The 21,973-nt window shown below is 34.6% G+C and carries 24 protein-coding genes; 12 read left to right on the top strand and 12 right to left on the bottom strand.

From position 1 onward, the window contains the following. Window positions 1-44 precede the first annotated feature (44 nt). Entirely contained in the window at window positions 45-1,136 is a 1,092-nt protein-coding gene (locus RBH94_RS14825; RefSeq protein WP_307881593.1) for a heparan-alpha-glucosaminide N-acetyltransferase domain-containing protein, read from the bottom strand. A 342-nt stretch (window positions 1,137-1,478) separates the two neighbouring features. Here RBH94_RS14825 and RBH94_RS14820 point away from each other — a divergent pair, with 342 nt between their 5' ends. The 3 genes from RBH94_RS14820 to acs all read left to right on the top strand — a co-directional run bounded on the left by RBH94_RS14820 (window position 1,479) and on the right by acs (window position 5,492). After that, complete coding sequence (locus RBH94_RS14820; protein WP_307881592.1) at window positions 1,479-1,736, top strand: DUF4212 domain-containing protein; 258 nt, start codon at window positions 1,479-1,481, stop codon at window positions 1,734-1,736. A gap of 19 nt (window positions 1,737-1,755) precedes the next feature. Further along, a complete protein-coding gene (locus RBH94_RS14815) occupies window positions 1,756-3,450 on the top strand; it encodes a sodium:solute symporter family protein (RefSeq protein ID WP_307883173.1) in 1,695 nt (564 codons plus the stop codon). Between the two features lie 134 nt (window positions 3,451-3,584). Continuing rightward, window positions 3,585-5,492, top strand: coding sequence for an acetate--CoA ligase (gene acs, locus RBH94_RS14810; protein WP_307881591.1), 1,908 nt, complete (start codon window positions 3,585-3,587; stop codon window positions 5,490-5,492). Between the two features lie 76 nt (window positions 5,493-5,568). Here the strand turns inward: acs and RBH94_RS14805 are convergent, their stop codons facing one another. The 3 genes from RBH94_RS14805 to RBH94_RS14795 are packed head-to-tail and all read right to left on the bottom strand — an operon-like array spanning window position 5,569 to window position 8,810. Further along, a complete protein-coding gene (locus tag RBH94_RS14805; RefSeq protein WP_307881590.1) occupies window positions 5,569-6,231 on the bottom strand; it encodes a 3'-5' exonuclease in 663 nt (220 codons plus the stop codon). Beyond that, window positions 6,231-8,150, bottom strand: a complete 1,920-nt coding sequence (locus RBH94_RS14800; RefSeq protein ID WP_307881589.1) for a DUF294 nucleotidyltransferase-like domain-containing protein — start codon at window positions 8,148-8,150, stop codon at window positions 6,231-6,233. The genes RBH94_RS14805 and RBH94_RS14800 overlap by 1 nt, the downstream gene beginning before the upstream one ends. Before the next feature lie 45 nt (window positions 8,151-8,195). Then, a complete protein-coding gene (locus tag RBH94_RS14795; RefSeq protein WP_307881588.1) occupies window positions 8,196-8,810 on the bottom strand; it encodes a fumarylacetoacetate hydrolase family protein in 615 nt (204 codons plus the stop codon). Between the two features lie 191 nt (window positions 8,811-9,001). On the opposite strand from RBH94_RS14795, the gene RBH94_RS14790 reads away from it, so the two are divergent. Continuing rightward, the gene (locus RBH94_RS14790; RefSeq protein WP_307881587.1) at window positions 9,002-9,523 is read left to right on the top strand and encodes a DinB family protein; all 522 of its coding nucleotides are present in this window, start codon (window positions 9,002-9,004) and stop codon (window positions 9,521-9,523) included. Here the strand turns inward: RBH94_RS14790 and RBH94_RS14785 are convergent, their stop codons facing one another. Further along, complete coding sequence (locus RBH94_RS14785) at window positions 9,524-10,729, bottom strand: multidrug effflux MFS transporter (protein WP_307881586.1); 1,206 nt, start codon at window positions 10,727-10,729, stop codon at window positions 9,524-9,526. Window positions 10,730-10,829: 100 nt separating this feature from the next. On the opposite strand from RBH94_RS14785, the gene RBH94_RS14780 reads away from it, so the two are divergent. The 4 genes from RBH94_RS14780 to RBH94_RS14765 all read left to right on the top strand — a co-directional run bounded on the left by RBH94_RS14780 (window position 10,830) and on the right by RBH94_RS14765 (window position 13,272). Beyond that, window positions 10,830-11,414, top strand: coding sequence for a Crp/Fnr family transcriptional regulator (locus RBH94_RS14780; protein ID WP_307881585.1), 585 nt, complete (start codon window positions 10,830-10,832; stop codon window positions 11,412-11,414). Between the two features lie 133 nt (window positions 11,415-11,547). Further along, on the top strand, window positions 11,548-11,907 hold the full coding sequence (locus RBH94_RS14775; protein WP_188222224.1) for a nuclear transport factor 2 family protein: 360 nt from the start codon (window positions 11,548-11,550) through the stop codon (window positions 11,905-11,907). 28 nt (window positions 11,908-11,935) lie between these two features. Then, window positions 11,936-12,514: a YceI family protein gene (locus tag RBH94_RS14770; protein ID WP_307881584.1), complete on the top strand. Its 579-nt coding sequence runs from the start codon at window positions 11,936-11,938 to the stop codon at window positions 12,512-12,514. Between the two features lie 143 nt (window positions 12,515-12,657). After that, window positions 12,658-13,272 carry a DEAD/DEAH box helicase gene (locus RBH94_RS14765; protein ID WP_307881583.1) on the top strand — a complete coding sequence of 205 codons (615 nt, stop codon included), beginning with the start codon at window positions 12,658-12,660 and terminating at the stop codon, window positions 13,270-13,272. A 167-nt stretch (window positions 13,273-13,439) separates the two neighbouring features. Here RBH94_RS14765 and RBH94_RS14760 read toward each other — a convergent pair whose 3' ends face one another. From RBH94_RS14760 to RBH94_RS14745, 4 genes are all read right to left on the bottom strand, one after another. Then, window positions 13,440-14,240: a hypothetical protein gene (locus RBH94_RS14760; RefSeq protein ID WP_307881582.1), complete on the bottom strand. Its 801-nt coding sequence runs from the start codon at window positions 14,238-14,240 to the stop codon at window positions 13,440-13,442. 121 nt (window positions 14,241-14,361) lie between these two features. Then, window positions 14,362-15,036 (bottom strand): PrsW family intramembrane metalloprotease, encoded by a 675-nt coding sequence (locus RBH94_RS14755; protein ID WP_307881581.1) that lies wholly within the window; start codon window positions 15,034-15,036, stop codon window positions 14,362-14,364. Between the two features lie 23 nt (window positions 15,037-15,059). After that, complete coding sequence (locus RBH94_RS14750) at window positions 15,060-15,611, bottom strand: NUDIX domain-containing protein (protein WP_307881580.1); 552 nt, start codon at window positions 15,609-15,611, stop codon at window positions 15,060-15,062. 39 nt (window positions 15,612-15,650) lie between these two features. Next, entirely contained in the window at window positions 15,651-16,739 is a 1,089-nt protein-coding gene (locus RBH94_RS14745; protein ID WP_188222218.1) for a M42 family metallopeptidase, read from the bottom strand. Window positions 16,740-16,931: 192 nt separating this feature from the next. On the opposite strand from RBH94_RS14745, the gene RBH94_RS14740 reads away from it, so the two are divergent. From RBH94_RS14740 to RBH94_RS14730, 3 genes are read left to right on the top strand one after another with little or no spacing between them, the layout of a single operon-like run. Then, a complete protein-coding gene (locus tag RBH94_RS14740; RefSeq protein WP_307881579.1) occupies window positions 16,932-17,612 on the top strand; it encodes a DUF4294 domain-containing protein in 681 nt (226 codons plus the stop codon). A 1-nt stretch (window position 17,613) separates the two neighbouring features. Next, complete coding sequence (locus RBH94_RS14735; RefSeq protein ID WP_307881578.1) at window positions 17,614-18,240, top strand: hemolysin III family protein; 627 nt, start codon at window positions 17,614-17,616, stop codon at window positions 18,238-18,240. 1 nt (window position 18,241) lies between these two features. After that, window positions 18,242-18,736, top strand: a complete 495-nt coding sequence (locus tag RBH94_RS14730; protein ID WP_307881577.1) for a GNAT family N-acetyltransferase — start codon at window positions 18,242-18,244, stop codon at window positions 18,734-18,736. Here RBH94_RS14730 and RBH94_RS14725 read toward each other — a convergent pair. From RBH94_RS14725 to RBH94_RS14715, 3 genes are read right to left on the bottom strand one after another with little or no spacing between them, the layout of a single operon-like run. Further along, on the bottom strand, window positions 18,733-19,161 hold the full coding sequence (locus RBH94_RS14725; protein WP_307881576.1) for a DUF4268 domain-containing protein: 429 nt from the start codon (window positions 19,159-19,161) through the stop codon (window positions 18,733-18,735). The two genes, RBH94_RS14730 and RBH94_RS14725, sit on opposite strands and share 4 nt — an antisense overlap. A gap of 19 nt (window positions 19,162-19,180) precedes the next feature. Further along, window positions 19,181-19,855 (bottom strand): ZIP family metal transporter, encoded by a 675-nt coding sequence (locus tag RBH94_RS14720; protein ID WP_307881575.1) that lies wholly within the window; start codon window positions 19,853-19,855, stop codon window positions 19,181-19,183. A 25-nt stretch (window positions 19,856-19,880) separates the two neighbouring features. Further along, entirely contained in the window at window positions 19,881-20,612 is a 732-nt protein-coding gene (locus RBH94_RS14715; RefSeq protein ID WP_307881574.1) for a class I SAM-dependent methyltransferase, read from the bottom strand. 199 nt (window positions 20,613-20,811) lie between these two features. Between RBH94_RS14715 and RBH94_RS14710 the strand changes: the two genes are divergently transcribed. Further along, a complete protein-coding gene (locus tag RBH94_RS14710; protein ID WP_307881573.1) occupies window positions 20,812-21,969 on the top strand; it encodes a class I SAM-dependent RNA methyltransferase in 1,158 nt (385 codons plus the stop codon). The last annotated feature ends 4 nt before the right edge of the window (window positions 21,970-21,973 follow it).

Here is a 21,973-nt window from a genome sequence, read left to right as displayed (position 1 = left end):
GTCTATAAAAAAAATAAAAGTTTTTTGACTAATGCAATAGTATTTTAACTACGTTTGAATAGTCCGCTAATTTTACTGGCAACACTATAAACAAAGTGGTTTGTTTTAGCATAGTGGAATGAAATTACACAAACAATAACGATAAAGCATAAAGCACCGATTATAGCTTCAGTAGGTTCTAACGATTTACTAAACCAGCGTTTAAGTCCGTAACCCGTAAAACTTCCGTAAAGGATGATAAAATGAATTACGTACATAGATAGTGTTTTTTCTCCAATTCGCGCAATTATAGATTGTTTTAAAAAGCGTTCCAAACTGTAAAATATTCCGAAAAGAATTAATACGTTTCCTAATCTGGTAAACAGGTAATTGTAATCTGCACTTCGTTTAAATAGTTCGATATCTGTAATTGAATATAGTTTTAATAAGACCCATGAAGAATGGTACATTAATAGATATCCAATCAGGAAAAAACTAAGTATGGTGAAGATTTTAAAACGACTTCGATGCGCATGTCTGAAAAACACGGTTGATATAAAGGCGCCAAAGGCGGAGTAACCAAACCACGGTAAAATGGTAAATACAGAGCCATTTACTTTGGTCATATAATTGGCAATAACTAAGGGTAGGTTTTCAATAACCAGATTCCTGTAAAGTGGTTCTGAAACAAAGCAAAGACATCCAATAATAGCCAGAATTACAGAAAATAAATAACTGTATTGTTTAAATAATACATGCAGACAGACTAATATAATAAGTGATAATCCAATACATTGTAATACATCGATAACTAAAAAATAAGTATTAAAATATCCGCTTAGCCAACTAATTAAGTTAATTCTGAGACTATAGCCAATACCTAAAAGTAATAGACCTCGAAAAAGCCCTTTTCGTATTCTGGGTTTGTCGTTGCCTTTTTCGTTTGCCCTTAATAATAAATAAGTAAAAACTAAACCAGAAATCGTAAAGAAAGTAGGTGCTGTTATCCCTCTAAAATAAGACCATATTTTATAAGCTGTATTGGTGCTGTCTCTGTAAACAGGGTCTAAAAGCGTATCGATAAAATGACCCTGAAGCATCATTAAAATAGCAAAAGCCCTTACGGCATCTATAAAATAAAGACGATTAGCTTGCAATGGTATTTTAGATTTGGTTTTGATAAAGATACTTTTTAATAATTAAATAGAAATAGCTGGCAAATGTATACTAAAATATAATTAATTGTTTGCTTTAAGGTGGTATAATTAGAATATCGTGTTTGAGTTTAATTTTAAATAAAGAATTATGGATGAAATAATAATTGCAGTTTTCATTGTAAGTATTATATTAGCGGAAGTATGATTTTTTTAAGGAGTATTTAAATTAAAATACAAATAGCTGCGGAATAACCAACCATAGTCTTAAAATATCATACAAATAGTTATTAAAGATTCATTTAAATTAAATCACATAATTCCAATTAAACTAAATAAAACAACATGTCAAAAAGCAACGCAAAAGCTTATTGGAGAGAGAATATAAAATATCTCTTTATTCTATTAGCTATTTGGTTTTTAGTATCCTATGGCGCAGGAATTCTTTTTAAGGACGCTCTTAATGAAATACGATTAGGGGGCTTTAAATTAGGATTTTGGTTTGCACAACAAGGTTCCATTTATGTATTTGTAATTTTAATTTTCGTTTATGTTCGTCTCATGAACAAACTTGATAAAAAGTATGGTTATGATGGCGAATAGTATTTTATTTTTAGCGTCTATGGATGTGCAAACCTGGACCTATGTGATTGTCGGACTTACGTTTACTATTTATATCGGAATTGCTATTTGGACAAGGGCAGCTTCAACTAAAGATTTTTATGTAGCCGGAGGTGGTGTATCGCCTTTAGCCAATGGCATGGCTACAGCTGCCGATTGGATGAGCGCAGCTTCATTTATTTCTATGGCAGGAATCATTTCCTTTGCTGGGTATGACGGTGCTGTGTATTTAATGGGGTGGACCGGAGGTTACGTACTTTTAGCTTTATTATTGGCGCCTTATTTGCGTAAGTTCGGAAAGTTTACCGTGCCTGATTTTATAGGCGATCGTTACTATTCAAATACAGCCCGTTTTGTTGGGGTTATTTGTGCTCTTTTAGTTTCGTTTACTTATGTGGCAGGGCAAATGCGAGGTGTAGGATTGGTGTTTTCCCGGTTCTTGGAAGTCGATATCAATACCGGGGTAATGATTGGAATGTTTATCGTCTTGTTTTATGCTGTTTTAGGAGGTATGAAAGGGATCACCTATACGCAGGTAGCGCAGTATTGCGTACTTATTTTTGCATTTATGGTTCCGGCCATTTTTATTTCCATTCAAATGACGGGGAACCCTATTCCGCAATTAGGGTTTGGAGATACTTTATCCGATGGTTCAGGAACTTATTTATTAGATAAGTTAGATGGATTAAGTGCTGAATTAGGTTTTGCAGAATATACCGAAGGTTCCAAATCAATGACCGATGTTTTTGCTATTACCCTGGCATTAATGGTGGGTACAGCCGGATTGCCTCATGTTATTGTTCGTTTCTTTACTGTTAAACGCGTAAAAGACGCAAGAAAATCGGCAGGATTAGCTTTGTTGTTAATCGCCATATTATATACCACTGCACCGGCTGTATCGGTATTTGCCAGAACAAATTTAATTGAAACCGTTTCAAACAAACCATACGATAGTATGCCAGAGTGGTTTAAAAAATGGGAATTGACCGGGTTAATTACGTTTACAGATAAAAATGAAGATGGAAATATTCAGTATTTGGCAGATAAGGATAAAAACGAGTTGGTAGTCGACAACGATATTATGGTATTGGCGAATCCTGAAATTGCCAGATTACCAAACTGGGTAATTGCTTTGGTAGCAGCTGGGTCGTTGGCGGCAGCATTGTCTACAGCAGCCGGTTTATTATTAGTGATTTCGGCATCTGTATCACATGATTTAATTAAGAAAATGGTGAATCCAAATATATCGGAACAGGGCGAATTAATAGCTGCTCGTTTATCGGCGGTAGTAGCCGTTGGGGTGGCTGCTTACTTTGGTATTCATCCACCAGGGTTTGTAGCAGCGACGGTAGCTTTGGCTTTTGGTCTCGCGGCGGCATCCTTTTTCCCTGCAATTATTCTGGGAATTTTCTATAAGCGCATGAATAAAGAAGGGGCGATTGCCGGTATGATTGTTGGAATATCATCAATGATTTTTTACATGCTGAAGTTTAAGTTCGGCTGGTTTGGCGGTGGAGGAAAAGACGATTGGTGGTTTGGAATTTCACCGGAAGGCTTTGGAACAGTGGCGATGGTATTAAATTTCATAGTCTCTATTGCTATCATGAAATTTACACCAGCACCTCCGGAAGAGGTTCAGGATATTGTAGAAAATATCAGGATTCCAAGTGGAGCAGGAGAGGCTACGCATCATTAACAGAAAATCAGTTATTGTCTGTCTATAGATAAGTGTATTCTGTAGAAAAAAATGGGTCAGAAAAAGAAAAATTTATAATTTAGAAAACACCTAAATAGTTTAGGTATCAATCAAAATATTGCAACAAATAAAACATGAGTAATTATCACATAAAACATTTAGAAGAGTATTATCAGGTTTACAGAAAATCCATAAGAGAACCAGAAAATTTCTGGGAAGAAGTTGCCGAAGAACACTTTATGTGGCGCAAAAAATGGGATAAAGTTTTAAGCTGGGATTTTTCTAAACCCGAAGTAAAATGGTTTGAAGGAGCTGAGCTTAATATTACCGAAAATTGTATTGATAGACATTTAACTACCAGAGGTAATAAGACCGCTATTCTTTTTGAACCCAATAGTCCTGACGAACCGGCTGAGCATATCACTTATAACGATTTATATAAGCGTGTTAACAAGTTTGCCAACGTTTTAAAAGCCCAAGGGATAAAGAAGGGAGATCGCGTATGCATCTATTTACCTATGATTCCTGAATTGGCCATTTCTGTATTAGCCTGTGCCAGAATTGGAGCGATTCACTCGGTGGTATTTGCAGGGTTTTCATCATCAGCGCTAGCAACACGAATTAATGATAGTGATTGTAAAATGGTGATTACCAGTGACGGGTCGTATCGTGGTGCCAAGTCCATAGATTTAAAGGGTATTGTTGATGATGCCTTAGAAGATTGCCCGGGTGTGAATTCGGTTTTAGTCGCAAAACGCATCCATTCTGATATCGCGATGAAAGAAGGTCGTGATTTTTGGTTGCAACCCCTTTTAGATGAAGCTTCAGGAGAATGTCAGGCGGAAATTATGAAAGCTGAAGATCCGTTATTTATTTTATACACTTCGGGGTCTACGGGAAAACCTAAAGGTATGGTGCATACCACGGCAGGTTATATGGTGTATACGGCTTATACATTTAAAAATGTATTCCAATACCGTGAAGAGGATATTTATTGGTGTACAGCCGATGTAGGTTGGATTACAGGACATAGTTATATTGTTTACGGACCGTTAGCTAACGGAGCAACTTCAGTCATGTTTGAAGGGGTGCCAAGTTATCCTGATTTTGGACGTTTCTGGGAAATTGTAGAAAAGCATAAAGTCACTCAGTTCTATACAGCACCAACTGCCATTCGTGCCTTAGCTAAAGAGGGCGTAGGCTACTTAGATAAATTTGATTTATCGTCTGTTAAGGTTTTAGGAACGGTTGGAGAGCCCATTAATGAGGAAGCATGGCACTGGTATGATGATAACGTAGGAAAGAAAAAAGCCCCTATTGTAGATACCTGGTGGCAAACTGAAACCGGAGGTATTATGATAACACCGATTCCGTTTGTAACACCGACAAAACCAACGTATGCAACCTTACCATTTATTGGAATTCAGCCGGCGTTAATGGACGAAAACGGACAGGAAATAAAAGGAAATCAGGTAGATGGTCGCTTGTGTATTAAATTCCCTTGGCCAAGTATGGCGCGTACCATTTGGGGGAATCACCAACGCTATAAAGACACGTATTTTTCAGCGTATGATAATAAATATTTTACAGGTGATGGTGCTTTACGAGATGAAGTAGGATATTACAGAATTACGGGGCGTGTGGATGATGTGATTATTGTTTCAGGGCATAACTTAGGAACGGCTCCAATAGAGGATGCGATTAATGAGCACCCAGCGGTATCGGAAAGTGCTATTGTTGGATTCCCACATGATATTAAAGGAAACGCATTATATGGTTATGTAACCTTGAAAGAATTCGGAGAAACCAGAGATCATAATAATTTACGTAAGGAGATTAATCAATTAATAACCGAGCAAATAGGACCAATTGCTAAACTGGATAAAATTCAGTTTACTGCTGGATTACCAAAAACGCGTTCAGGAAAAATTATGCGTCGTATATTACGTAAAATAGCGAGTAAAGATATTTCTAATTTAGGAGATACCAGTACATTATTAAATCCGGAAGTTGTTCAGGATATTATAGATCATGCCAAGTAGTTTGTAATAAATGATAAAAAAAAAGCGGATTCAATTAATTGAATCCGCTTTTTTTATTCTATGAAATCAGGCTTAGTTATCTGTTTAATAAATAGCCCCAGTTAAGGTGTTTTTTCTTGTCAAGACGCCCTAAAATCTTTAAAAATACCAATGCGGTTATAAGAGCATCACCTGTGGCGGTATGCCTGTCCACCATGGGAACATTAAGCTCTTTACATAAATAGTCTAAACTGTAAGGTTTCGTATTGTCTTGATAAATGACATGTAAGGATCGTTTATACAAAACCCCCGTGTCAATAAATCGGTTTTTAAGTTTACCCAATCCATGTCTATGAAGCATTTCGTTAATCATACCCTTATCAAAACCTGCGTGGTGAGCTATTAAAATATCCCCCTTTATATACTCTAAGAAAGCTTTAATCGCTGCTAACTCTGAAATTTTATCGACATTATCAGAGCGCATTAAGCCATGTATTTCTACAGTTTCGGGTTTAAAAACGTCTTGTTTTAAATAGAGTTCTAAGGTGTTATTGACATCTATTTTTTTTCCAATAAAGGATACCGCTCCTATGGACAGAATCCGATCTTCTTGCATGTCGAAACCTGTTGTTTCCGTATCGAAAGCAATAAATCTGGTTTCCGGGACAGCAGCGTCTTTTTTATTCTTAAAATGGCTAAGGTAATCGACCCAAAATTCAGGATAGTCTTTTTTCTTTTTGAATATATCGAATAAGCCCATTACACAAAGTTTTTTAAGTCAAACCTTAAGGTTAAGGTTTCCTGAATTTCATTAATAGGTTTAAAACAGCGTCTTAATTTTAATTGTTCTTCTTTAGTTAAAGTGCCTATTTCAATAAATTTTCCGGAGTTATTATGGAGTAACCCTTGTTTGGTTTTGAATTTGGATAAGGCTTTAAACGCATAAGAGCAAGATTCGTAAAGCTCTTTGTTGTTAGGTTCTAATTCAGCAAGTTTTTCATATCGCTCATACGTGCTGTTTACTCCTTTTATTTTGTTGCTTAACGTTAATAGTCTTGCGGCATCAATTAAAGGCATAAGTGCACGACTTTTTATATTGAATAGGTCTTTTTGGTCTCCGTTTTTCTCCACTAAAAATTGTTTAAAGAAACCTAGCGGAGATGGGTTTTTTAAGGCGTCTCGCCCTAAGAATTTAAAGAATAACTGTGTTTTATCTAAAGTAGCATAGATGGAATCGGACAAACGACTGGTGAGTGTTTCATCACCATAAACAGGACTAAAATCAAAGAAAATAGAGGATAATAAAATCGCTTTTTCGTCAGGATTTAAAATCCAATTATCAAACTGATCTTTCCATTCTGTTAGCGACTTACACCATTCAGGATTGCGGGCCATCATATCGGCTTCACAATATTCAAAACCAATTTTATTCAGTGATTTATTAACGAGTTTTGCTAAATCTAAAAAGTAATTTTTAGTCTCTTCATACTGGTCTTCCGGAACATCTTCAAATATTATGGCATTATCCTGATCGGTGAATAAAAGTTGTTCTTTACGTCCTTGACTTCCTAAGGCCATCCACGCAAATTTTACTGGTGGTTTTGAAGGCATTTTTTTCAAAGCGATATGAACAGCTCGATGACTAACTGCATCATTAACTTGGGCCATTAGTTTAATAATATGTGATAACGGAATGTTTTGCTCCAGATAGCTCTTAATTAAGGTTTCAGCCTTTAGCCGTGCAGTACGTAAAGTTTTGGTACGTTTAGCTCGTTTAATCTCTTTTAAAATTACCGAAGGGTTATTTCCTAAAGTTACCAAGACGTCGTGGTGCGTTAAAACTCCAATTAGTTTTGAGTTTACCGTTCCGTCTTTTGTAATACATAAATGTCCGATGCTATGCTTGATCATTTGAAGCTGTCCATCGGCTACGGTAATATCTTTTTTGCTTGTTATTACCGGGGAATTCATAATGTTTGTTACCTGTGTTTCAATAGGGAAACGCCCAGTTGCAATCTTGTTTTTAATATCACTATTGGTAATGATACCTACCGGATGGTTTTCTTCATTTACTACAATAATACACCCAATACGGTGTTTGCTCATGCTTATTGCGGCGTCTTTAAGACTGGAATTAAGGCTGCATGTAATTGGGTTTTTAGAAAAATTTGCCGTTTGAAAATTTACGATATCCTGTGACGTGTTGGGTAAATAATCTACAAATATTTTTCCGGTTTCTTCGGCGGTATAGGGGTCGTAAGTATTGGTGGCGAAGGCGGTAATCAAAAACTTTTGAACCTGAGCATTGTCCTGCGTTACCGACTGAAAAACATCAATCGGTATCGCATAAACAATAGATTCTTCATTTGCAGTAGCCGTTAGTTTATAATTTTCTTTAGCAATAAGCGGCCTTAAACCAAATACATCTCCACCATCGCTAATATTTATAATTTCCTGAGTATTATTGTTGGAGGTATGAAATAAGGTAATAGCGCCGTTTCTGGTCATGTAAAAATGATCATGAAACGAGTCTCCTTTTTTAAAAAGGGAGTCTCCTTTATCTAAATAAATTATAGAAACTTGTCCTGATATTTTTAATAGATTATCTGGTTTAATACTATTAAATGGCGGATAGTTTTTTATGAAATCGTTAACGCGTTCTGCAATGGAATTTTTCAAAAGAAAAGAAATTTAGTAAAGTTAGGGTTTATGTTTTTAAGAGAATTAAATCATTTTAAAATCTAACAACAATTCACCTTCAATAGAGGCTTGTAAATGATCTCCTTTTTTTATCTCACCAGTTCCTGAAGCAGGTGTTCCTGTAAAGATTAAATCGCCAGGTTCTAAAGTCATAAATTTAGAGGTAAAAGCGATTATATCCCTAAAATTGTAGATCATTAAACCAGTGTTTCCAATTTGTTTTTCTTCACCATTAATTTTTAAATCAAAATTAATATCATCAAGTTTTGGGAAATTTGCTATTGGTTTAAAGTTTGAAATAGGCGCTGCACCATCAAATCCTTTTCCTAAATCCCAAGGTCCTTTGGTTTCTCTGCAAGCGTTAAAGATATCTTTTGCCGTATAGTCTATGCCGATACCAATTTCAGAAATATATGAAGCAGCATCTTCTAATGAGATGTCTTTTCCTTTTTTACCAATTTTAATGACTAATTCAACTTCGTAGTTTAACTGATTTGTAAAACTCGGATAAGTAACATCCTTATTATCCTTTACAAGACTCGATTCTGGCTTAGAAAAAATAATCTGATTTCCTGTTTTAACAGCTGCAATTTCGTCCGGTGAATTCACGTAGTTTTTACCAATGGCAAGTATTTTCATTTTTAGTTTATTGTATTATAAGTTATGGTGTAAATTTAAGAAAATAAGTGTTGAAAAGCCCTTATTAATCCGCTAATAATTCGTGGTGATACGAGGGGGATTTTTAATAATTAAAAGGAAATTGCGATTGTATTTTTAAATGCATAAAAGATTCGGTAAATTTATATAACCGCTTAATAAATTAGGAAATAATGAAAATTACCGACCTTCACGACATTGAATACAATCCGTTTTACAAAACGTATATAGGGATGATTCCTAAAGACAGAACCTTATTAGAAGGCTTTGAAAAAGGAGCAGAGGAGGTTGTTGCGTTTTTTAAAGATATTCCTGAGGAAAAGTTGAATTATGCTTACGCGGAAGATAAATGGAGTGTGAAAGATGTATTTCAGCATATTATTGATACTGAGCGTGTGTTCCAGTATCGTTGTTTTTGTATAGCTCGACACGATAAAACGCTGTTACCAGGCTATGATGAAAATGCATATGCTTTACCAGCACAGGCAAGCGCGAAAAGTATAGACGCTTTATTGGAGGAGTTTTCCGCAGTACGACAAAGCTTTATTGTGTTATTGAAATCCCTCAGTGTAGCCGATTTGCAACAAGAAGGAAATGCGAATAACTCTCCCATAACGGCACGAGCTGCTGCTTTTATAGTTTTAGGGCATGCCCTTTGGCATATGGATGTGATTAAAAACCGATATCTACAATAATTAATTTCTAGATAAAGAATTTCTACGTCTAATAGATAGAAAGACAAAAACCGATAAAACCCCAAATACCGAAAACCCGATAAAAAGAGGTAATACAGAGGTGTCTATATAATTACCAATATAATTTGCAATAGGAACAGCGAGAACTGTTGATATAAACCCATTGATGGCGGCTCCGATACCCGCAATATGCCCAAGAGGTTGCATGGCTAAAGCTCTTAAGTTGCCAAATAAGAAACCAACGGCGAAAAACTGCATAGCAAAAAAGGCTACCAAGACATAAATACTAGGGTTTTTACCAGACCAAAACAGTGCTACATACAATAGAGATACAGCAGCATAGGCTATAGCAGACGTGAATCCAATACGAAACATACCAAACCTAACCACCAACCGACTGTTAAAAAATGTGGCTAAACCAATGGAGATAGCCAGGCTAGCAAAAATGTACGGAAACATTTCTGCCATATTATATTGGGTTTCAAAAATTTGTTGCGAGGTGCTTAAGTACACCATAAATGAGCCTGTAATAAATCCGGAAACTAAAGTAAAAGCCACTGCATCTTTATGTTTAAAAAACTCAACAGTTCCGTTTACGAAAAGATTTAATTTTAGCTTTATGCGTTTTTCTTTAGGTAAGGTTTCTGGCTGACGTTTATATAGCCAAGCCATGATGCAAACTCCAAAAATAAGATTAAAATAAAAGATAGATTCCCAGTTAAAAAAGTAGGTTAGAAGCGATCCTAAAGTAGGAGCAACCACAGGAACCAGTATAAAAAACATCACCACAATAGACATGATTTTAGCCATGTAATTTCCACTGAAAGAATCGCGAATCATGGATAATGAAATACTTCTTGGAGCCGATAAGCCTACACCTTGTAATACACGTCCAAGAATCATCATTTCAAAATTTTTGGTTGTTACACAAATTATACTTGCAACTATGAATAAAGTAAAACCCACATAAATAATGGGTTTGCGACCAAAGCTGTCTGATAATGGCCCGAAAATGAGCTGCCCAAAACCAATGCCTAAAAAAATCATGGTTATTAGTAACTGGTTTTTATGCGGGTCTGTAACATTTAAAGATTGACCTATTTCGGGTAATGCTGGTAATAAGGCATCTATAGTTAGGGCTACGATAGACATTAGCGAAGCCATCAGGGCAACAAATTCAAATTTGAAAGTCTCATTGTTTTGCATTAAACAAAGGTAGTTCTATAAAATAAGTTAAAAATTAATTTAGGTTAACAAACCTCATTTATATTGTTAAATTTGTACTTAAACCTACATTAAGATATTAATGAATATAGCACCTCTACTAGATAGTATTAGTAAATACATTAGTTTAAGCGATAAGGAAATTGAATATTTAGAGTCTAAAGTATTCGTTAGAAAGTACTTAAAAGGACAATATATTGTTCAGCAAGGCGATGTGTGTAAGTACGAGTGTTATGTGTTATCTGGGTGTACCAAAACGTTTTACGTAGATCAGGAAGGGCAGGAGCATATAATTATGTTTTCTATTGAAGACTGGTGGACTTCCGATATGGGGAGTTTTATTAGTCAGACGCCGGCCGATTTTAATGTACAGTGTTTAGAAAATTCAGAACTCATTATGATTTCTCATGATGTGGTTGATGATTTATATCGTGAAATTCCAAAACTGGAACGCTTTTTTAGAAAGATAGTCGAGCGTGCTTTTGTGGCTTCACAAAAACGCATTGTTAGAAACTTCAGTCTAACAGCAAAAGAGCAATATTTGTATTTTAGAGAGCAATACCCTTTAATCGAGCAACGTATTCCACAGTATATGATTGCGTCTTACCTTGGTATTACAAAAGAATTTTTAAGTAAAATTAAAAGTCAGCTTATCCTTGAGCAGTAATGTTTTAAGTAAAACTTCAATGTTTATAGGGTGTAAGCGATGATGTTAATCTAGTTTAATATCATTTAATAATCTACTTCATTTTTATTTTTTGAGATGTTCCTGAACTTTGTCATGTTCAAAAAAAGGAAATATGCTTAGTTGCAAATTAATTGAAAAGATAAGTTCGGTAAACGATTTAATTCTACAAGGCAAAGCTCTCGAAGCCTTTGATGAATTTTATCATGACGATGTTGTTATGCAGGAAAATAACAACCCCGAATGTGTTGGGAAAGAATTGAATAGAAAAAGAGAAGAAGAATTTTTTAACGCCATTACAGAATTTAGGTCTGCTAAACCTTTAAAAGTAACGGTTGGAGAAAACATTACCATGGTAGAATGGCATTTTGATTATACTCATAAAGATTGGGGGATTAAAAACTATAATCAAATTGCTGTTCAAGAGTGGAAAGACGGAAAAATTATTAAAGAACGATTTTATTACGAATCATAAACAAATCAAACATTAAATAAAAACAAAAATGAAAAAGACAATTAAAAATTTAGCAGTAGTAGCTTTAGTAGCATTTACATCATTTGCTTTTGCAAATAACGATGTTGAGAAAAAGGAAGTAAAAGTAGAGTCTAGCTCGGTAGTATGGAAAGGTTATAAAGTAACAGGATCTCACGAAGGAACCATTGCTTTACAATCAGGAACATTATCTTTCGATGGTGATAAATTAGTAGGTGGAGAGTTTGTAATCGATATGTCAACCATCAACACTACAGATTTAGATGGTGAAATGAAAGGAAACTTAGATGGTCACTTAAAATCAGACGATTTCTTTGGTACTGAAAAATATCCAACGGCAAAGTTAGTGTTCACTAAAGTAAAGGCTAGCGGTAAAAACTCTTATGCTGTAACAGCAGATTTAACCATTAAAGGGAAAACCCATCCAGTAAACTTCGATATTTCTATCTACGGAAGCAAAGCAACAGCGTCTTTAAAAGTAGACAGAACTAAATACGATGTACGTTACGGATCAACTAGCTTCTTCGACGATTTAAAAGATAAGGCTATCTACGACGAGTTCGACTTAGTAACAGATTTACAGTTTTAATTAAAAGAAATTCCTTGGTGCCTTTGCATTGAGGAATTTTTTTATCAGCTATACAGAGTGACTAATAGCAGAGGATGGGGTGTTCAGAGATGAACACCTTTTCTTTTTTATGAAAAGTCTATATTTGCACAAAACAACACAACATGTCTTTTAAAAAATTACTGGAACCTCTTAAAGAAAATTTAAATCAGAACGGTATTGTTGAGCCCAACAAATTACAGTCTAAAATAATTTCAAGAATTAAAGGCGGTTCGAGTATGATTGTGGTTGCACCCAATGAAGCTGGAAAAACTACAAGTTTGGTAATTAGTGTAATTAATAAACTAAAGACCGCTTTTGAAGATGCGCCTCGTGCTTTAATTTTTGTGAAGGATAAACAATCTGCACTGGATTTAGAAGCCACATTTCAAACGTATGCAAAAGGCACCGATTTACGATTTTATTGCGCTTACGACGAGTACGATATTGAAGCACAGCGTGAGGATATTTATGTAGGTGTTGATGTGATTATTGGTACCCCAAAACGGATTAATAAACTGTTTTACTTAAATAGTATCAACCTTAATAAACTTCAACTATTTATTGTTGAAGATGCCGATTTCGTGTTTAAAGCCAACTTAACTTCCGAAATAAATAGAACACCAGAAAGTATAGGAAGATGCCAGTATTTGGTGTTTACAGATCGCTACGATGATCGTTTTGAACGCTGGGAGGAAACCTTCATGTATAATGCCGAAACAGTGGTTTTGAAGAAGTAGGTGGGTTTTCTTGTTGAAATATTTTTTTGCTTTGTTTGTTTTTCTGCATATCCAAAAATTTAGTAATAGTTTCGTTTGGAGGAATACAGCCAAATAAAGTTGGAAAGGATCTTTGGAACTAAGCTAAAAACTAGGGATAAAGATGGGGTGTTGTAATCTGACTTAATTTAATATCCTTTTAAAAATTTGTATTCAATTTTTTTAAAATTATATTTGTTTCTATCATATTTAATAACCTCAATCTCCTTAAATTCTTTTTTCTTATTAAATCCCTCTATATTTTTTGAAGAATCTTTCTCTAAATTGTCTTCAAAAGTGAAGTTTTTTACAACTTTCAAATTATTGAAATTATATGACTTTTCTTTTTCTATAAAGATTAAAGACTCTATGATTTCAATTTTATAATTTCCCCAACCATTTGAATCTCCTTGTGTTTTTCTGATTGGATAGTTTTCTAGTACCACTTTTATTGAATTATTATCAAACGTGATTATACTGAATAATTCTTCTGAGTAAAGAGTAATTCTACTAGGGGAAGAAAATTCTGTTATTATTCCAATTCCATTAATAGTTTCATTTATTGGAATGTTATTTGTTAAAATTTTAGTTGGGTAAGGTTGTCCTGCTTCAACGTTGGAATAGCTCAAATCATTATTTTTTAATTCTCCTAAAATTTCTCCACTGTTGTTTACGAATAAAAATGTTGTTGTGTAGTAATTTTCTAGTTCAAATTTTTTGGTAATATACCTTATAGAAAAAAACGTAATGCTTTCATTGTATTTTTTTGAAAATGATTTATCCAAATAAATGTTTTCAAATAGGAATTCAGAATTCTTAGAAACTAATTTTAATAATTCAATATCTAAAGTTTCAACAGTTTCTCTTTCTCCATAATCTTTAAAAATTTTTTGAGAATATAAGAGGTTAATATTCAAAACTATAATAGTGATTAGAAGTTTCTTTTTCATTCGTAGTTTGTTTACAATAAATGTATAAATACAATCATGTTAATTCTTACTAAATTAAGTATCTAAATATAGGTTGTTATTCTTATGAAATATACTTTAAGTTAAAAAAGTTTACTAAGCTCTAAATTTTAAAATGCGAATTCTTTTGGTGTGTTTTTATGGCATTTCTTGATAGAATGATACCAATAAAAAGTGATATAAAAGCCCCCACCCAAATACCGGGCACAAAGTCTATAAACAGGAAAAAGTCGTAGGCCCCGTGAAACAAGATAGCGAGTAGTAAACCAGCGATATTTAATACCAATCGGTTTTTCGAGAATTTTGCTTTTCCCATGTAATAGCCCATCAAGATACCAAAAGTAGCATGTGCTGGAACCGCAGTAAAAGCACGAAGAAGAGCGGTTTGTATGCCGCCATCTAAAACGTAAACAATGTTTTCTGTTGCCGCAAACCCCATCGATACCATTACGGCATATACAATACCGTCAAAAGGTTCGTTAAAATCGGCTTTGGTCTGTGCATAGTATTTTACAATAATGTATTTACTGAATTCTTCGGTAAAGCCAACAACAAAAAAGGCTTTTATAAATTGCTGAAGAATACTGGTTTTATTTGGCAAGGGTAGTACAATATCGAAACCATAATACATCACCGAAGTAATAAATATGCTCACTACCGCACCCAAGACAAATGAGAGAAATAATAGTTTTGGAGGTTCCTTTTCGTATTTATCTTTTGAATAAATATAGAGGATGATGATGCAAATGGGGGCAATAGCCAGCAGGATTAAATTCATTTAATAAATGTAATTAAAAGGAATTAAATCAATACTTTTTTTATGCTCCCCAAAACCACCTCATAATAGGTTTTGTTGGATGGTACAAAGTGGTTATCGATGCCTATATGATCTATGAGATATTGAAATTCCTCTAACGAAACCAGTTTTAAAGCTTCAACTTCTTCTTCCTGGGGGATTAAATTTTCTAATGGTTGTTTTAATTCACAAATGTAGGTGTGGTGAAATTCGTTATCGGTAATGCTAGAATCATAACTTTGAAAGCATTTGAACATACCAATTTTTTGTAAATCAGATTCAGTAATGTCTAAGGCAATTTCTTCTTTAGTTTCACGCAAAGCAGCTTGCTCAATAGATTCTCCGGCATCAATATGACCAGCAACAGACACATCCCACATGAGTGGGCAGATACTTTTTTTTGCCGAACGCTGTGAAAGCAGTATCTCACCATTTTTAGTATAAAACCAGATGTGTACCGTATTGTGAAAATAGCCTTTCTGGTGTATCACCGATTTTAATTCAGAAACGCCGGTAGGAATGCCGTTAGCATCAACAATGTCTATATATTCGTCCATAATAGAGAAAAGAAAAGCCTCAATGAAGAGGCTTTGATTTTATTTAAAGTAGCTGAAGGTTTCGCCGTCTTTAATATTTAATAAACTTTCGTAAATTAATTTAATCACGTTTTCAACATCGTCTCTGTGAACCATTTCTACAGTAGTATGCATATAACGTAATGGTAACGAAATTAAAGCAGAAGCCACCCCGCCATTACTGTAAGCAAAAGCATCGGTATCGGTTCCTGTAGCACGAGATAACGCACTACGTTGGAATGGAATGTCTTTAGCTTCGGCAGTATCGGTAATTAAATCACGAAGTTTTTGTTGTACCGCCGGAGCATATGCTACTACAGGCCCTTTTCCAATTTCTAAATCACCCTGAACTTTCTTTTCAATCATAGGTGTGGTCGTATCGTGGGTTACATCAGTAACAATGGCAGCATTTGGTTTAATACTATCTGCAATCATTTCGGCACCACGTAAGCCTATTTCCTCTTGAACAGCATTCACAATGTATAATCCGAAAGGTAGAGTTTTGTTGTTTTCTTTAAGTAAACGCGCTACTTCAGCAATCATAAAACCTCCCATGCGGTTATCTAAAGCACGACAAACAAATTTATCGTCGTTTAAAATATGGAATTCATCAGGATAAGTAATTACACAGCCTACATGAACTCCTAATTTTTCAACTTCTTCCTTAGTTTTACAACCACAGTCAATAAAGATATTATCTGGTTTAGGAGCTTCTTCATTTCCTGATTTTCTGGTATGAATAGCTGGCCATCCAAACACGCCTTTTACAATACCGTTTTTGGTATGGATATTTACGACTTTACTTGGTGCAATTTGATGATCACTACCACCATTTCGAATCACGTAAATCATCCCGTTATCTGAAATGTAATTTACATACCACGAAATTTCATCGGCATGACCCTCAATCACTACTTTATATTTAGCTTCCGGATTTATAACGCCAACAGCAGTTCCGTAGGTGTCAGTAATAAACTCATCAACATAGGGTTTCAGGTAATCCATCCATAATTTTTGACCCGTCCATTCGTAACCCGTAGGCGCTGCATTATTTAAATATTTTTCTAAAAAGTCGATAGACTTTTCATTTAGAATACTCTTTTTTGTCATGTTTAAAAAGTTTTGCACTAAAATAAGAATATTAATAGAATTCAAAGGGTATACAAAGGGAATATATTAACAGTTTTGGGATTATTTTAGGCTTTAAAGTTGAAGAATGGTTTTGGTAAAGAAACCTACTAAAAAAAATGTTTTCAAAATGTAAATTAGTAATTTTGAAAAGATAATTGCTCCAGTATTTTTATGAAGAATGTTTTAACATACTTAATTTGTTTGCTGCCTGTTTTATTATGGGGACAGATCAATGAATTTGAACAGGATTCTACCAATGTTACCTACTTAATAATTGATGGTGATTCTATACCCAAAAAGTCCATTAATTTAGATGAGGTTTATATTTTAAATAAGCTGAAATTTGATAATCGTGAAGATCGAATCAGGTATTTAATTTTGAGACGTAAAACCTTAAAAGTATACCCTTACGCGAAGATGGCCGCAGAACGGTTAGACTCCATGAACAAACGATTAGCATCCATTAAACGAAATAGACAAAAGAAAAAATATACCAAGCAGGTTCAAAAATATATTGAAGGCGAGTTTTCTGAAAAGTTGAAAAAATTCTCTCGAACCGAAGGTCAGATTTTGGTTAAATTAATTCATAGGCAAACCGGGGAAACAGCTTTCGATTTGGTTAAAGAACTACGAAGTGGGTGGCGCGCCTTCTGGTATAACACCACGGCGAGTATGTTCGATATTTCATTAAAACGGGAATTCGACCCCATGAATGTAAAAGAGGATTATTTAATTGAAGATATTCTGCTAAGAAGTTTTCAAAGCGGATTGTTAGAACAACAGGATTCGGCGGTGAAATATAATTTTTACGATTTAACCGAAAAATGGATGAATAATAAAACGCAGGAATAAGATGCGTATTCAAACACCAATAGAAGAAAAACTAAATGCAACCTCACATGCTATAGGTGCTATTTTTGGTGTTGTCGCTCTGGTGTTGCTTATAGTATTTAATACTAATAAAACGTCCTACAGTCTGTTCAGTGTTGTGGTTTATGGGCTATCTATAATTGTACTGTTTTCAGCATCAACTTTGTATCATGCCGTAACACATGAAAAAAACAAACATTATTTCAGAATCGTAGACCATATTGGAATTTACCTTTTAATAGCCGGAACATACACCCCGGTATTATTAATTTCATTGATAAAAAGCTTAGGCTGGCCTTTGTTCTGGATTGTATGGGGAATTGCTACTTTTGGTGTGGTGCTTAAAATCTTTTTTACAGGACGATTTAGTGTGTTTTCAACGGTACTGTATTTAGTTATGGGGTGGTTGATTGTGTTCGATTTTACAAACCTGAATGCGGTAATGGATAGCAATGGTATTTTATTGTTGTTTGCTGGCGGATTAGCATACACGGTAGGCATTGTGTTTTATGCCATTGAAAAAATTCCCTATAATCATGTCATCTGGCACTTATTTGTTTTGGCTGGTGCTGTTAGCCATTTTTTTATGATATTCTTTTATGTGATTTAATATGATTAATATTCAATTAGCGTCAACCAATCAGGAGTTTAAGGTTATTGAATCTTTAGCCGATGTTATTTGGCGAGAGCATTATATTCCAATGGTTGGGAAACCACAAATCGATTATATGTTAAAGAAGTTTCAGTCAGCTGAAGCAATGGAACAGCAGGTTGTGGATGGGATGCAATATTTTACAGTGTTTGATAATGAAATTCCTGTAGGGTATATTGGCATTAAAACGGAACCAGACACTTTGTTTTTAAGTAAGATTTATGTCCTGAAATCATATAGAGGTAAAGGAATTGCCAAAAAGGCAATGCAGTTTATTGAAGAGAAAGCAAAAAGTTATAGTCTAAAAACCATTCGATTAACGGTAAACATTAATAACGAAATAGCGATTAAAGCCTATGAAAAATTAGGCTTTATAAATGCAGGGCCAATTGTAGCCGATATAGGTAACGGATTTATTATGGACGATTACCTGATGAAAAAGCAGATAGATTAGCCTTCAATAACGTCTTTATATTCTTCAAAAAACGCTTCGAATAAGGTCATTTTTTCATTAAAAAACTCCATTACATCGCGCCAGGTGTTTTTGTTATGAATAGATACATTTTTCTCTAAGGGTACATAGATTCTGGAGATTTCCTTTTCGTTATCTAGAAAATAGGTTTCGTCGTAAATGGCATCGGGTAAATAATCATCAAGCAAAATCGATTTTAAAGCCTCTAATTTCTCCCAGTATTTAATGCGGTATTCCAAATCGTCTTCAACATCCAGAGCGACTAAAGCTTTTTTATTATCGAAGTAGAATTTAAAGCTAAAACCTTTTAATTTGGTATGGTATAAAATCCATTTTCTTGGAAACGATTTTCCGAAGCTCGTCCAAAACTCTTGTTTTAATTTTCTCGATTCTTCTTTACTAAACACGTTTAATTACTGTTTTTTATTAGATTAAATACGCTATACCAACACCTAAAATAATAGAGATAAATTTAGATAAGTTGAATTTATGCCCATCAGAACTTTCAAATAAAATGGTTGTTGAAATATGGAAAAACACCCCAATAACAATGGCATTAAACACTTGAGAGTAATGCGCAACAGCTTCAGAAGTTGTTGAAATTAAAGTTCCTAGTGGGGTCATTAAAGCGAATACGGTTAAGAATCCTGCAATTTGTATTTTTTTGTACTCCGATTGCAATAAAAACATGGTTATAATTGCAGCTACCGGGATTTTATGGATTAAAATGCCGTAAACCATATCGTTATGGTCGTGTATGGCAAAACCTTCTAAAAAGCTGTGTAAGCACAAACTAATAAACAGCGACCACGGGAATGTGGTATCTTCTTTATGAACGTGTACATGCCCGTGCTCGGCTCCTTTAGAGAATAACTCTAAAACTAATTGCAGTAAAATACCAGAAACGATATAAACACCGGCCAGTTTAGAATCTAAATGATGATAGACTTCTGGTAATAATTCAAATAGGGTAAGCGCCAGTAAAAATGCGCCGCTAAAAGACAATAATAGTTTGGTATTAACCGATTTTTGTTTGCTGGTTATTTGAGCAAGAACAAAACCGATAACAACGGCTAAAAAAGGAAATATAAATTTATTCATTAAATGTATAACTCAGTAAAGCGATTTATTTAAAGATCATGACTAAACGTTCAGACGTTTTAGGGCTAAATTTACGCAATTTATAATCACCAAACACGTCAAGTAAAAAGACTCCGGCTTCATCAAAAAAGGCTTCAAAATCATTAAGGCTAAACGCTTTTACGCGTTCCTGAAAATTATAATCTTCACCATCAGCCGAAAAACTTATATCTTTTACAATATAACCATCTTCCACGTAACGTTTCAGGTTAAATGTAATACCTTCAACCGTTTTAGTTTCTTCTGGCACCAGATTATCAATAATAAATTCACTATTCATAAAGTCAATAACCCCAAATCCAAAGTCGTTTAAATCTTCTTTAATGGCTTTTATGGTGTTCAGATTGTCTTCATCTTTATCAAAATATCCAAAACTGGTAAATAGGTTAAAAACCGCATCAAACTTTTTGCTAAATGGTTTACACATATCGTGAACGGCAAAATGTAAACTGTCGTTTTCAAATTGTTTGGCAAAAGCAATACTGTTTTCGCTTAAATCGGCACCCGTAACATTGTAACCTAAGGAGTTTAAATACACTGCATGACGTCCGCGTCCGCAAGGTAGGTCTAGAATGGTACCGTCTTCCGGAAGGTTTAAATATTCAGTAAGCGTATCCATAAAATGCTGTGCTTCACTATCGTCACGGTCTTTGTATAAAATATGGTAAAATGGTGTGTCAAACCATGAAGAAAACCATTGCGTTGTGTCTTTGCTCATATATGTGTTGTGGGTTCCCCGAAAAAGTTTCGGGTCAGGCTTTTCGTTATATCTTTTTAATAAGTTCACTTACGGCCACTTATAAAAAAGGATGTCACTTCAATCCTTAACCTAAATTCAGATTATCATTAAATTCACGCAAAATTACGCTATTTTTGCATTCTATTAAAGAAGAATACACAGTAAGTCTGATAAAAAAATGGGAGAAAATTTCGAAATGGTAGCCAAAACCTTGTTTGGTTTTGAAGATTTGTTAGAAAAGGAATTAACACAACTTGGTGCGCAACACATTAAAAAGGGTGTGCGAAGTGTGTCGTTTGTTGGCGATAAAGGCTTTATGTATAAGGCAAATCTCGGACTACGTACGGCTATCAAAATTTTAAAACCCATTAAAAGTTTTACGGTAAACAGCGAACAGGAGTTGTATAATAAAATATACGCTATGAACTGGAGTGAATACCTGAAACCAACCGGAACTTTAGCTATTGATGCGACCATTCACTCTGATTTATTTAAACATTCCTTGTTTATAGCTCAAAAAGCAAAAGATGCTATTGTCGATAAATTTAGAGATACCACAGGACAGCGTCCGAACGTAGATTTAAAATTTCCGGATTTAAAAGTGAATGTGCGTATCGATAGAAACCAGTGTACCATTTCGCTAGATTCTTCAGGAGATTCATTACATAAGCGTGGTTATAAGTTAGCGACTAACATTGCGCCAATTAACGAGGTGCTTGCTGCCGGACTAATTATGTTATCGGGTTGGGACGGACAATCAGACTTTATGGATCCGATGTGTGGTAGTGGTACCATGCTTATCGAAGCGGCGATGATTGCCTGTAATATTCCACCAAACTTAATGCGCAAGGAATTTGCTTTCGAACGCTGGGAAGACTGGGATGTAGATTTATTTGAAAAGATTGAGGAATCCTTGTTAAATAAAACACGCGATTTTCATTATACCATTACTGGGTACGATAAAGCCCCGAGTGCTGTAAAGAAAGCTCAGGAAAATATTAAAAATGCCGAGCTTGATGATTTTATAACCGTGAAGCATGAAGATTTCTTTAAAACTCAAAAAGGAGGCGAAAGAAAATTGCATATGGTATTTAATCCGCCCTATGGTGAGCGTTTAAATATCGATTTGCAAGAGTTTTATAAAAACATTGGGGATACCTTAAAACAAAACTACCCGAATACAGATGCCTGGTTTATAACAAGTAATTTGGAAGCCCTTAAATTTGTAGGCTTACGTCCATCTCGTAAAATTCAGTTGTTCAATGCTAAATTAGAGTCTCGTTTAGTAAAATATGAGATATACGCCGGAAGTAAGAAAGGAAAGTATATGAGGTAAAGTT

Origin of the sequence: Aestuariibaculum sp. YM273, from assembly GCF_030908365.1 — a bacterium.
Classification (GTDB): domain Bacteria; phylum Bacteroidota; class Bacteroidia; order Flavobacteriales; family Flavobacteriaceae; genus Aestuariibaculum; species Aestuariibaculum marinum.
The sequence above is the reverse complement of the archived record's forward strand: the minus strand, read 5'-3'. Positions and strand labels throughout refer to the sequence as shown.